Source organism: Aggregatibacter kilianii (assembly GCF_003129965.1).
Classification (GTDB): Bacteria; Pseudomonadota; Gammaproteobacteria; order Enterobacterales; family Pasteurellaceae; genus Aggregatibacter; species Aggregatibacter kilianii_A.
In genome coordinates this window covers 182,124-194,642 of the sequence record NZ_NRCJ01000004.1, presented here as the reverse complement: position 1 = coordinate 194,642, position 12,519 = coordinate 182,124, and the positions used below count along the sequence as shown (strand labels likewise).

General features: G+C 41.6%; 16 protein-coding genes. 10 read left to right on the top strand and 6 right to left on the bottom strand.

Annotation, left to right across the window (positions count from 1 at the left end):
* The 10 genes from DK430_RS04405 to DK430_RS04360 all read left to right on the top strand — a co-directional run.
* A partial coding sequence (locus tag DK430_RS04405) for an RHS repeat-associated core domain-containing protein (RefSeq protein ID WP_109077895.1) occupies positions 1 to 612 on the top strand: 612 nt, incomplete at its 5' end.
* Between the two features lie 15 nt (positions 613 to 627).
* Entirely contained in the window at positions 628 to 1,116 is a 489-nt protein-coding gene (locus tag DK430_RS04400) for a hypothetical protein (protein WP_109077894.1), read from the top strand.
* Between the two features lie 226 nt (positions 1,117 to 1,342).
* Positions 1,343 to 2,698 carry an RHS repeat-associated core domain-containing protein gene (locus tag DK430_RS04395; RefSeq protein WP_109077893.1) on the top strand — a complete coding sequence of 452 codons (1,356 nt, stop codon included), beginning with the start codon at positions 1,343 to 1,345 and terminating at the stop codon, positions 2,696 to 2,698.
* Entirely contained in the window at positions 2,691 to 3,026 is a 336-nt protein-coding gene (locus DK430_RS04390) for a hypothetical protein (RefSeq protein ID WP_109077892.1), read from the top strand. Before DK430_RS04395 ends, DK430_RS04390 begins: the two co-directional genes overlap by 8 nt.
* An 80-nt stretch (positions 3,027 to 3,106) precedes the next feature.
* Positions 3,107 to 3,244: an HNH/endonuclease VII fold putative polymorphic toxin gene (locus DK430_RS13450; protein ID WP_109077902.1), complete on the top strand. Its 138-nt coding sequence runs from the start codon at positions 3,107 to 3,109 to the stop codon at positions 3,242 to 3,244.
* A gap of 13 nt (positions 3,245 to 3,257) precedes the next feature.
* Entirely contained in the window at positions 3,258 to 3,518 is a 261-nt protein-coding gene (locus DK430_RS04380) for a hypothetical protein (protein WP_109077891.1), read from the top strand.
* Positions 3,519 to 3,886: 368 nt separating this feature from the next.
* Complete coding sequence (locus DK430_RS04375; protein WP_109077890.1) at positions 3,887 to 5,443, top strand: RHS repeat-associated core domain-containing protein; 1,557 nt, start codon at positions 3,887 to 3,889, stop codon at positions 5,441 to 5,443.
* Positions 5,440 to 5,844 carry a hypothetical protein gene (locus DK430_RS04370; RefSeq protein WP_109077889.1) on the top strand — a complete coding sequence of 135 codons (405 nt, stop codon included), beginning with the start codon at positions 5,440 to 5,442 and terminating at the stop codon, positions 5,842 to 5,844. The genes DK430_RS04375 and DK430_RS04370 overlap by 4 nt, the downstream gene beginning before the upstream one ends.
* Before the next feature lie 82 nt (positions 5,845 to 5,926).
* On the top strand, positions 5,927 to 6,343 hold the full coding sequence (locus DK430_RS04365; RefSeq protein WP_109077888.1) for a hypothetical protein: 417 nt from the start codon (positions 5,927 to 5,929) through the stop codon (positions 6,341 to 6,343).
* 141 nt (positions 6,344 to 6,484) lie between these two features.
* Positions 6,485 to 6,877, top strand: coding sequence for a hypothetical protein (locus DK430_RS04360; protein ID WP_109077887.1), 393 nt, complete (start codon positions 6,485 to 6,487; stop codon positions 6,875 to 6,877).
* A 125-nt stretch (positions 6,878 to 7,002) separates the two neighbouring features.
* Here DK430_RS04360 and DK430_RS04355 read toward each other — a convergent pair whose 3' ends face one another.
* The 6 genes from DK430_RS04355 to DK430_RS04330 all read right to left on the bottom strand — a co-directional run bounded on the left by DK430_RS04355 (position 7,003) and on the right by DK430_RS04330 (position 12,509).
* The gene (locus tag DK430_RS04355; protein ID WP_109077901.1) at positions 7,003 to 7,824 is read right to left on the bottom strand and encodes an ATP-grasp domain-containing protein; all 822 of its coding nucleotides are present in this window, start codon (positions 7,822 to 7,824) and stop codon (positions 7,003 to 7,005) included.
* Positions 7,825 to 7,888: 64 nt separating this feature from the next.
* Positions 7,889 to 8,323, bottom strand: coding sequence for a plastocyanin/azurin family copper-binding protein (locus tag DK430_RS04350; RefSeq protein WP_109077886.1), 435 nt, complete (start codon positions 8,321 to 8,323; stop codon positions 7,889 to 7,891).
* 9 nt (positions 8,324 to 8,332) lie between these two features.
* Entirely contained in the window at positions 8,333 to 9,109 is a 777-nt protein-coding gene (locus tag DK430_RS04345; protein ID WP_109077885.1) for an ABC transporter ATP-binding protein, read from the bottom strand.
* The gene (locus tag DK430_RS04340) at positions 9,109 to 10,158 is read right to left on the bottom strand and encodes a FecCD family ABC transporter permease (RefSeq protein ID WP_109077884.1); all 1,050 of its coding nucleotides are present in this window, start codon (positions 10,156 to 10,158) and stop codon (positions 9,109 to 9,111) included. Before DK430_RS04340 ends, DK430_RS04345 begins: the two co-directional genes overlap by 1 nt.
* 14 nt (positions 10,159 to 10,172) lie before the next feature.
* Positions 10,173 to 11,288, bottom strand: a complete 1,116-nt coding sequence (locus DK430_RS04335; RefSeq protein ID WP_109077883.1) for an ABC transporter substrate-binding protein — start codon at positions 11,286 to 11,288, stop codon at positions 10,173 to 10,175.
* Positions 11,289 to 11,375: 87 nt separating this feature from the next.
* A complete protein-coding gene (locus DK430_RS04330; protein WP_109077882.1) occupies positions 11,376 to 12,509 on the bottom strand; it encodes a cytochrome-c peroxidase in 1,134 nt (377 codons plus the stop codon).
* Positions 12,510 to 12,519 lie beyond the last annotated feature (10 nt).

Genomic DNA, 12,519 nt, shown 5'->3' with positions numbered 1-12,519 from the left:
AATCTGTTGTTTGCGGGGCAGTACACAGATGACGAATCCGGACTGGCGTATAACCGCTTCCGCTATTATGACCCGCAAAGTGGGTGTTATTTGAAGTCGGACCCGATTGGGTTGAATGGGGGTGAAACGCCTTATGCTTATGTTCAGAATCCATTGGATTGGTTTGATCCATTTGGGTTAGCAAGATGTAAATCTAAGAATACAGATGTTCTTGGTGAACATGGGGTTCTTAAAAATAATTCCGCTCCTGGTCAATCACATCATTTAAATCAAGATGCAGCCTACAGAGACATAATACCAACAAATAAAGGAGCGGCAATCAAATTAGAAGGAAACGCATTTACCCAACCTGGAACACCACATTACGAAGCACATAAATCTTTAGAAGGTTTTTGGGATCAGTACAGAAAAGGAGGGGCTTTATATGGTTCTAGACCTACAAATCTACAGTACACAAGAGCCCTAAAAGATTCATTAAAAGCTGCTGGATTACCACAAGAAACAATAAATGAAGCAATACGATATAGTATTAGAAATAGAGTACAATATGGTGCGTTAGGTGGTATGAAAGTTCCTCGAATTCCAGGACGTATTAATCAAGTAATACCATAGTGTAAGGAGTTAAAAATGGGAAAATACATTCCAGAAAATATCGAAACAGAAATCCTGTCTATCAACTGGTTCTCACAATTAGGTGAACCTATAACCCAAGATAATGTAATTCTTGAAAAAAACTTAGACAAGGTTAATGAAAGTATTAATTCAGTAGAATGGGAAAATATTACTTTAGAAGAAAGTAATAATATGAATGCTTATTTTTACAAGAAAAACTTATTTTCTGAACAAGAAGAATGGGATTTTATTGCAGAAGAAGGAAGAAATTTTATTAATAACAAAGTTATTCCTACAATCCCTGAGATAGAAGGGATAAATAGAGATGCTCTAATCAATGATATTAGTTGGAACTTACTTCATTTCATTATTGAAGATCACTATAAAAGAAAAAGAATAATTAGAACTAGCTTCTTTTCTGAGTTATTTGAATTTTATCGCTTAGGACACTTACCTTGTGGGTGGGACGGAGAGTTTCCGGATGGAAAGCTCGTTATTGCATAGTTGATCCTTCTGATATTTCTACTGCCCCCAGATGATGGCACACATTTCCAACGTGTGCCTTTTTCTATCTACTAACCGTTCTTTAAAAACTAAAAATACCCCACAAAAGTGCGGTCAAAATTCTAAGTGTTTTTCAATCTGAAAAACGTCCTAAAAACCAACCGCACTTTTTCTATTTTACCGTCTATCCAACCTCAGCTTTATCCTCAATCAGCAGTTCAATGAAATGAATCTGCCGATACGTCAACGTGCCGGACACGAGCCGCGTACCCACTTTGACACCACCGAACTGCGTCTGACCGGTATTGATGGTCCGAGCTTTGCCGAACTGAACCGTACTTATCAATACGACAAAGCCTTAAACACCATTGCCGCCAATGATGAAATGGAAGATTTGAGGTTTGTGGTCAACGGCAACAATCAAATCACCCGTGTAATAAGTCAGTATCAAACAAGAGAAAGCTACGGCTACGACCAAAACGGTTATATCAGCCAACAATACATTCACACCGATGACTATCGCTACAATGATAATGACCCGCGCAGTCAAATCAAAATTGATAACCATGACCTGTATCAAACGGGCAACAAACTCAATCGAATCGGCAATCATCACTATAGCTATGACAAAGCGGGACGGTTAACCGAGAAAACCGACATTCAAGACGGCTTCCGTCAAAAGACCACCTACTACCGCTGGAACGGCAACAACCAATTGGAAAGTCTGACCAACGCAAAAGGTGAAACCTGGTATTATAAATACGACGCACTGGGACGCCGAATCGAGAAAGCCTGTCCGCAACAAAACATCACTACCCGCTACCTGTGGGACGGCGACCAAATTGCTTATCAGGAAACGGAGAAACACGGCAAAACCGAAAGCCTACGCCACAGCGTGTTCAACGGTTGGGAATTAATCGCCCAACAGGACGGTTACGAAAAAGCCGACTTACGTAGCAACCAAAAAACCTGGACACAAACCACAAGCTACGCCGTCTGCCAACCGAACGGACAACCGCTTGCCCTATTCAACCCACAGGGCAAACGCACCTGGCGCAAAGCCCCGAACAGTTTATGGGGATTGCCGTTACTTTCAAGCTGGGCGCGTAAACAAGCCGAACCGCTCAACCCGAATCTGTTGTTTGCGGGGCAGTATGTGGATGACGAATCCGGGCTGGCATATAACCGCTTCCGCTATTATGACCCGCAGAGTGGGTGTTATCTGAAGTCGGACCCGATTGGGTTGCAAGGTGGAGAGACGCCTTATGCTTATGTGCATAATCCGATGGGATGGGTCGATCCGTTTGGGTTGGCTGGAAATGATGTATTATTAAATAGCAAATTCTGGACAGATATTAAAGATGTCGCGCAAAAAACTACGCAAAAAGTCAAGGGGGCACCTCTGTATAAAGTAATAGGTAAAACATCAATAGATGGAATAAAAAAAGGGGATTATTTTCATTTAGATACTTTACATCGGAATGAAATTGAAGTTTATGATTCGCAAAAGAAACATAAGGGTGTTTACAATTTAGACTCTGAGAGAATATCTGGAGCTGTGAAAGGACGTCGTTGTGGATAAGGAAAGTTTACTTAACATTGCATCAACATTAAATTCTAACTCATTAATATCTATACTTCATAATGAGGAAAGATTTGATAAGAAGAAGTTTAAAGAACTGCACTTAGCATGTGACTTTTATTTAAAAAATGAAAGCCAATTTGAGAAAGAAATTAAGAAGAAATTTCTTTTAGATATAATGACGACATTTCATCACATTCTATTTCTATTCATATGTGATGAAGATGATAATGATTCATTCCAAATTAAACCTAGACTCGATAGTGAAGAAAAAACTAATATTTATTTTGAAATTCGTGATATAACCGAGAAATTATTTTCTTCTTAGATTTTACTTAGTAAAACTTCTTACTGGCACACATCTCTCGACGTGTGCCTTTTCTTATTAAAACTAATTGATACACACGCATCAGGAAATACGCGAGATTTTTAGGGTACACAAAAGCAGTTCCTCGAGCCGGCAAAGAGCCTCATTTCAACGTTAGACCAATAACTAATACAAATACCGGTAGTTCCCCCGGTACTCATGGACATTATAATTTTTAATTAGGAATATACTATGTTAAATATTACTGAGATTATCGAATCATCAATTTTTTTAAACAAACTCTATCCTAACGGCATAGACAAATTATCAATACACAAAGTTGATTTCATTACTAGTAGTTATGGAAGTTCTTTCATTTACATTCATACTAATCAAAAACCCCAGATTAACATACCTAAATATGGAATTTTTGGTGAAGATTATAATACTATTGTCATAGAATTATCGTGCAGAATATCAGATATTGAAATATATAACTCATCAAAAAAATAAGTTATACTTACCAATTGAAATATGTTGCAATAAAAATTCAGGATATATTCTAAAACAAGTTTGGGAAGATGGTGGGATAAGAATCAATATTGATAATAAATTTATTTTCCAAAGAATTACCGCACATTTTTCTGAGGAAAATTAGATATGCTACATATTCTGGAAATCTCATATGCTGGCGCACATTTCCAACGTGTGCCTTTTTCTATCTACTAACCGTTCTTTAAAAACGAAAAATATTTCACAAAAGTACGGTCGAAATTCTAAGTGTTTTTTCAATCTGAAAAACGCCTGAAAAACCTACCGCACTTTTTCTATTTTACCGTCTATCCAACCTCGGCTTTATCCTCAATCAGCAGTTCAATGAAATGAATCTGCCGATACGTCAACGTGCCGGACACGAGCCGCGTACCCACTTCGACACCACCGAACTGCGCCGAACCGGTATTGATGGTCCGAGCTTTGCCGAACTGAACCGTACCTATCAATACGACAAAGCCTTAAACACCATTGCCGCCAATGATGAAATGGAAGATTTGAAGTTTGTGGTCAACGGCAATAATCAAATTACCCGGGTGATAAGTCAGTATCAAACCCGAGAAAGCTACAGCTACGACCAAAACGGCTATATCAGCCAACAGGTTATTCACACTGATGATTATCGCTACAATGATAATGACCCGCGCAGTCAAATTGCCATTGATAACCATGACCTGTATCAAACGGGTAACCGCTTAAACCGTATCGGCAATCATCACTATAGCTACGACAAAGCGGGACGGTTAACCGAGAAAACCGACATTCAAGACGGTTTCCGTCAAAAGACCACCTACTACCGCTGGAACGGTAACAACCAACTGAAAAGTCTGACCAACGCAAAAGGGGAAACCTGGTATTATAAATACGACGCACTGGGACGCCGCATTGAGAAAGCCTGTCCGCAACAAAACACAAAAACCACCTACTTGTGGGACGGCGACCAGATTGCTTATCAGGAAACGGAGAAACACGGCAAAACCAAAAGCCTACGCCACAGCGTGTTCAACGGCTGGGAATTGATTGCCCAACAGGACGGTTACTACAAAGCGGACTTACGCAGCAACCAAAAAGCCTGGACACAAACCACAAGCTACGCCGTCTGCCAACCGAACGGACAACCGCTTGCGCTTTTCAACCCACAGGGCAAACGCACCTGGCGCAAAGCCCCGAACAGTTTATGGGGATTGCCGTTACTTTCAAGCTGGGCGCGTAAACAAGCCGAACCACTCAACCCGAATCTGTTGTTTGCAGGGCAATACACAGATGACGAATCCGGGCTGGCATATAACCGCTTCCGCTATTATGACCCGCAGAGTGGGAACTATTTAGCTTCTGACCCGATTGGGTTAGAAGGAGGAGAGACGCCTTACAGCTATGTAGATAACCCAATGGATTGGTTAGATCCGTTTAGGTTAGCGGTTTGTCCGGACCTTAAAGCTAAATATAAAGAAAATCGAGCCAAAGGATTAACTGCCAGTGAAGCATATTCAGCTGCCAAAGGTTCATTAGATCCAGCAGCACAAGCAGCAGGATGGCAAGGAAAAGGGAAATATCCAGGTGTAGATGATTGGACTAATACTACTTTGCCTGAAGGGACCAGACTCATTGGCGGTAGACCTGGACAGAGCCAATATTATACAACTGAAAGTGGATTTAAGGCATCTGGGGGAAATAAGACTCAATTATGGGAAGGATTACAAGTTGAGCCCCATCCAGTACATGGATATAGAGGGCAATTTGGTGTATATGAAGTAACATCACCAACAAGAGTTGCAACAGCCTCCACACTAGCAAATCCGCAATATGGCGCCGGTGGATTGCCACAAGTATTTATGCCAGAATTTAGAACGAATCTAAGACTAATTGAGGTTATAAATTTAAAATGATCACGTTAGATAAAGAAGAAGGAATTATTTCTATAGATGCTCAAAATATATTTCCTTATGATAGTATTGAAAAAGTCAAAAACTCATTAAGTCACAAACTATATAATCCCATATATGGAAATAACAAAGAGAATATTTTTATATTTGAAGATTTGGAAAGTGAATTGATATATATGCTAGAAGTTAACAATAGAAATGAACTTTTCAAAGTTACTATTGAACCTCAATATTTGTCTTGGGAAGATATTAATAATAGCCAAAAGAGCTCAATAGACAAAATTAAACGCCTAATATCTAGTTTTCATTGTAAAGAAGAAAATATTTTCCCTTGGGGAAAAGTTATATATCAATATGACCATATAAATTTGATTCCATACATTGAAATAACTTATTTACATTAAATAAACATATACTTAACTTTTATTTAAATATAGATCAATGGATAATTTTATCATATCAAACTTAAATAGAATATAGATTACTATGAAAGACAATATACACTTATTTAAAGAAACAATAAATCTTAAGATATCTAAAGATAATAAGTTATACTATGCAAATATGTATTTAGAAGAAAAAAGCGATAGAAGTTGTCATATAAAAATAAGTCTTCCTAACGAAACCATTTCAGTCACTAGCTGCGATTTTTTTGATTGTCTTCGCGAACTAAAAAATGAACACCCTAATATTCTAATACACTGCAAAGGGTATAAAAAAAATGTTTACCCATCTAGAATGACCAGACAAATGGGGCTTGGACTAAAAGCGTATGAAATGAAATTAGGCTATCAAGCAACATTCAATGATTTAGTCGGAATATTTGATTTTGAGGATGAAGATTTAACATCCTCAAATAAAGAACAAGAAGAATTTTACAAAAAATGGCTTGCTTCCCTTTAGGGAAAATTATTGTTAGCCTATAGTTGGCAGGCGTTACGAAACACGTGGGATCTTCGAAGAAAATTAGAAAAAGGAAATATCATAACGAAAAAATATATTTAATTTGTTAATATGTATCTAAACAATCAGGAATTACTTTAAATGAGAATAGAAATAAAAGAATTATATGATTATTTAGCTCAGTGTAATGATGAACTAAATATTAACGAGAAACAATTCATTAATTTAAAGACATTAAAATTAGTAGAAAAGTATTTAACTAACACCAAAAATAAAAATATTATTGATATTTATAACAAATCAAAGCATTACCGGGAAACGTTAGACAACCAAATAAATTTAGATAAACTAAAAGATAGCGCTTGGAACTTGAATGATGAATTATTTGGAATTAAATTAAACAGTATTGATGCCATCATATTAAGATTTTTACTTGGAACCACAGAAAATAATTGTGAGAAAGAATATTTTGAACAATCGCTTGATTTTGATGATTATTTAATTGATTTAGTAGAAGAGCTAGGATACATATGATAGCGACCGTTTCAGTAAGTGCCTTTATTTAGTAGCCCATCTTAAAAATCAAAAAATATCCAATGAAAAGGTAGTCAAAATTTTTTCAACCTGAAAAACACGTTTAAAACTGACCGCACTTTTCATTATTTCTTTATATGTTCCTTCAACACCTCAACAAACCTCTCCGTCGCCCCCTCTGCTCTATCCAAATACAACGCGGGTTCAATGAGTTCCAACTCATTTAACAGGAGATCACCGTTAATCAACGTGCCGTCAACACGGGCGTATTTTGGTAGCACCGGGAGTTTTTTGAGCATGGATTCGGCGGTTGTGATGATGTGTTCGCTAACGGTTGTTGGGATGATTTCCACTTTATACTGTGAATTGGCGCGCCATTCGTTTTGCGGTGGTTGGCGGCGGATGGCATGACTGAAATTGCCGTTGAAGAAAATGAGGCTGGTCTCGCCGTGAGTCGCAACATCGGGAATAAAAGGTTGCAGCACAATTTCTTTGCCATAGGCGGTTAAATCAGGTAAGGGATCGTCTGCTTTGAGTTTTGTCACCAGATTGCCGCTTTGCCCGATAGCCGGTTTGATGACGTATTCCTGCCAATTTTGGCGTTGAAGTGCGGTCGAAATTTCAGATGAATTTGCAGGGCAAATCACTGTCGGGATGACATTAACGCCCCATTGTTGTAAATCACATAAATAACCCTTATGGCTGTTCCATAACATCAGCTCAGCAGGGTTAATAAAGTGAGAGGTATATTGCTTTATCCAATGAATAAACGCTTCGTAGAAAAGTGTGTAATCCCAGGCACATAGTGGCAGAATGAAAGGGGAATCCGTGGTTTCCTGCCAAGGTTTAAACGCCGTTGAAATGCCTGATTTAATCAACGCCTGTTGCAGTGGCAGTAAATTTTGCGGTGGGTTGGGATAAGTATTGCAGGTCGTAATTGTCAGCATGGTATCGTCTTTGAAGGAAAAGAAAATGGTGCGAAATTGCACCATTTAGGATAAACCGTGGGGGTTATTTCACCATTTCAAGATATTTGGTTAAGCGTCCTTTGTTTGACATGGCTTTCTTTTCCAGATCTTTTACTGCCTTTTCCGCCTGTTCTTTGTTGCTCGGGTTCTCACCCACTTGGATAATCCCGTTCATGTTCATCGGGCGGTGTACGGGGCAGGTGTAAACGTATAATCCCTCTTTATCTAAGGTAATCGTCAATTCTTCGTCCTCTTCCGACGCAAATTTGGCAGCCCCTTCCGGCACCGCTTTGCTATGCACGAAATGCCCTTTGTTGGTGGTTTTGAAAGTGACCGTATCGCCCACATTTGCCTTCAGGAAACCCGGCTCAAACACCATGGAACCTTCTTCGTTGGTATTTAACATTTTGATGTCATGATGCGCCGCCTGCGCGGTGAAACTTAAGCCTAACATGGCAATGATTGCTAATTTTTTCATCGTAAATCCTTATCTTATTTGAGCGAAATGACGTTGCGGCCGCACCACAGGCAGACCATTACTGCAATATAATAATTCAACGTTCACACGATATAAACGGTTAATGATCTCCGGCTTGAATACCTCATGGGCGTTACCTTTGCCTTGCAATTTGCCTTCGCCGAGCAAAATCACTTCATCGGAAAATTGCGCGGCAAGGCTCAGATCATGCAATACCATGATGGTAATCAGGTTTTGTTCTTTGGTGTAACGACACACTTCTTCCAGTAAATTCAACTGATGATGCATATCCAAGGCGCTGACCGGCTCGTCCAACATGAGAATTTTCGGCTGACGCAGCAACACTTGCGCAAACATCACCATTTGGCGTTGCCCGCCACTCAAGTTTAATACGTCGCGATGCGCCAAATGCCCGATACCCAGTTGGGTCATAATGGTTGCCGCTTCGGTCAGTAATTCGTCGCTAATGTGCATGGTGAGGGAATCCATCCGCCCCAGCACAACCACTTCCAACGCGGTTAAACTGGCGTCCACCCGACTATCCTGCGGCATATACCCAATGGGCTTACGCCAATCCGCCAGCCTGCTGTGTTCTAAAATATGCCCTTGATAGTCAATTTGTCCCTCATGGGGCAACTCACCGAAAATGGTCTTTAGCATAGAAGACTTACCGGTGCCGTTTGGCCCCAGAATGGTGTAAACCTTGCCTTGTTCAAAAGAGACATTGATATTGTCGGCGACCGTCAATTCACCCCGTTTAATGGTGATATTCGTTAGCTTCAACATTATTGCCCCCTTTTGTTACTCAAAATGATCCAAAAGAAGAACGGCACGCCCACGAACGAGGTGACGATACCCACCGGGAATAACGCGCCCGGAATAATCACTTTGGATAACACGGAGGAAAGAGATAAAAATGCCGCGCCCACCAACATTGCCGCCGGCAGGAAGAAACGTTGATCTTCGCCTAGCAACATACGTGCCACATGCGGCGCGACCAAACCGATAAAGCCAATGACGCCCACAAAACTGATGGCGGTTGCCGTCATCATCGCAATTAACACCAACACTTTAATGCGCAGGCGTTGAATATTAATGCCCAAGCTCGCCGCACGATCTTCGCCGAGGCGAAGTGCGGTCAGTTTCCACAACTCTTTTGCAAGTAAGCTGACACAAACGCCGCTCACCAAGGTAATAATCAGTAAATTTTGCCAGTTCGCTTTGGTTAAACTACCGAACAACCAAAACAAAATTTGCTGCGATACTTCGGGCGCCGAGATAAATTGCACGAGGGAAAGCAGGGATTGGAAAATGAATAATAGCGCAATGCCGACCAATACCAACATTTCGGAATTAAAACGTCGCTTGGAGGCAAACATAAACAGAATTGTCGCCGCCAACATGGTCATAGCAAAAGCACCGATAGGCACGGCAACCTGTACGGGCAAGCCAAAACTGCCGAAGCCGATGACGATAGACGCACCGAATCCCGCCGCTGCCGCCAATCCAAGGGTATAAGGACTTGCCATAGGGTTATTAAGCAACGTTTGGATTTCCGCCCCGCCGACAGCCAAGGTTGCACCCACTACCAGCGCCATTAACGCCATCGGCAAACGGAGATTATGCACGATATTGTCGGTCATCTTATCCACGCCCTCCAGCCCAAGTAACGAACTGACCACATCGGACACGGACAACATTGCCGGCCCGGTCATCACATCCAAAACCAAGCCGATTAAACTAATGACGAGAAACGTTAAGATGACAAACCAGCGTTTGCGTTCAAGCTTACGCTGGTTTGCAACAATTTCTGCGACAACAGAATTGTGTTTCATGCGGAACCTAGCCCTTATTTACTTTCAGGGAATAAGTAAATGGTGCCTTCCGGGGTGACCGGCAGATAATTTTTGTAGAAATTGAGGTAAGTTTGTTGCGGATCCAAATCTTTGAATAAGTCAGGATACGCCGCTTTTGCCACAAATTGCACCGATGCGCTATCGGATAACGTACGGGAATTGGCGTGATATGCGCCATACACGCGGTTCGCCTTCACTGCCGGTAAATCGCTCCAGCCGGCACGATGTTTGAAAGCATCCAAACGACGTTGCGCTTCCGCTTTTTCAATACCAAAACCCATCACCATGCCTTCTTTATTTTTCTTCAGCTCGGTTTCACGGCCGGTAATAATAATCGCGTCAGGTTGCGCCGCCAACACTTTTTCCGCCGCCAACACCCCCCACTTACCGATGTCTTCCGGCGCCACGTTCTCTGCCCCCACCAGATTAATCATTGAACCCCACATGCTGGAATAGAAGGTGATACCTTGTTCCTCAGGGCCACCGCGACCAAATTCCACATAAACTTTCGGTTTTTTCGCAAGATTCGCGTTTTTCACTGTCGTTTGAATATGATCGACGATGTCTTTATATTCTTTTGCGATTTTTTCAGCACGTGCTTTTTGCCCGGTTAACTGACCGATAATCTCGGTGGATTTTAAGTGTCTCTCTAAAGTTTGTGCGTTGTAATCCAGCACAACGACCGGAATGCCCGCTTCGGTAATGGCATCTAAGTCGGAACCCAAAGATTCATATTGCCAATCGGCAAGCACCAGTAAATCCGGTTTAAGAGATAACACTTTTTCTGTGGAGAAAGTGCCTTCTTCTACTTCACCGATGTCTTCCAGTTGATTTAATTTCGGCACTTTTTGACTGAATAATTCCCAGCTTGCCGGCGCCCAACCCGACCATACTTTTTTGGAGAAACCCACCACATTGTCTAATGCGTGTTCGCCGCCCACCGCCATATAGTCCTGATAATAAAAACCAAGCACCACCCGTTTTGCCGGTAAATCAACGGTGACCTCACGATCTAAAATATCTTTAACCTTAACGGGTTCGGCATTAGCAATACCGGCGCTGAACGCCAATAAAGCGGAAAGTGCTAACATGGAAAAACGTTTTTTCATAGATAAAGTCCCTATAAATTGACAGATGAATGTAAATGAAAATAATTTTCAGGCGGCGATACTATCGAAAACCGATTAACAATTCAACTACTCCTCTTCATAAGCTTCATCGGTTAAGCTACGCAAAAAGGCTTCCAACGCGCTAATTTGTTGATCCGTTAGCGGTTTTCCCTGTAAGTCTTTATGACTAATGGTCAGACCATATTCCGCCCCGCCCCAAGGTTTCCCGGTTTCCGGATTAAGTTTGCGTTCGGGATTATTAAAACTGTCTAAAAATAGCAATACCGTGCGCAATTCCTTAAACACGCCGTTGTGCATATAAGGCGCCGTCACCGCCACATTGCGCAACGTCGGCACTTTAAACTTGCCTTTTTGCCGTACATCGCCTTTCACATAAGGACTATCCAACAAGCCGTTGTCCACAAAATCTGCGTCCAGTTTATTGTGTTCGATTAACGCCGAATTTTTCGGCACGCCGAGATTGTAATAACGGTAATTGGTGAAGGTTTCCTGTGCATCATTCGCTGCCGTTAACTGATGGCAGTTGCTGCAATTGGTCTGCGTTTTATCAAAAAATAACGCCTTGCCCTGCGCTTCCAATTCGCTCAGTTGAACCTCACCTTTCAGGGCTTTGTCATATTTGGAACTAAAAGGCGCAAACATCGCCTGCTTTTCAAACTCGCCGATTGCCTGTTCCATCAGCGCATAAATTTTTTCCGCATCCTGCCAAATGGCTTCGCCGAAATGCTGCGTAATCGGTTCGTGATAAGCGGGATTGTCTTTAATCCGTTGTGCAATGGATTTTTTATTGGGCATCCCCATTTCCACCGGATTCACCGGCGGACCACCCGCCTGTTCCGCTAAATGCTTGGCACGCCCGTCCCAAAACTGCCCGCCCACATAGTCTTGAATTTTTTCATCAAAATGAAACTCCGGCGAAAACTTGGCATAGAGTGCCGTCGGCGTGTTACGGTTGCCGAATAATTGTGGATTATCCCCTTGCGACACCATTCGTTTGGCACTGTTATCCCGCATATCCGCAAAGGCGGTTTCCGGATCATGGCAGGTGGCGCAACTCTGACTTTTGTTAAAAGAAAGGGCTTTATCAAAAAACATGACTTCACCCAACGCGGAAAAGTTAAATTCCTCCGGCGTCGCAGTGTTATTTTGTGCCCATAAGTTTGAGCCAATTAATAAAATAAAAAATAAGCGCTTATTCATAGCTTCCCCC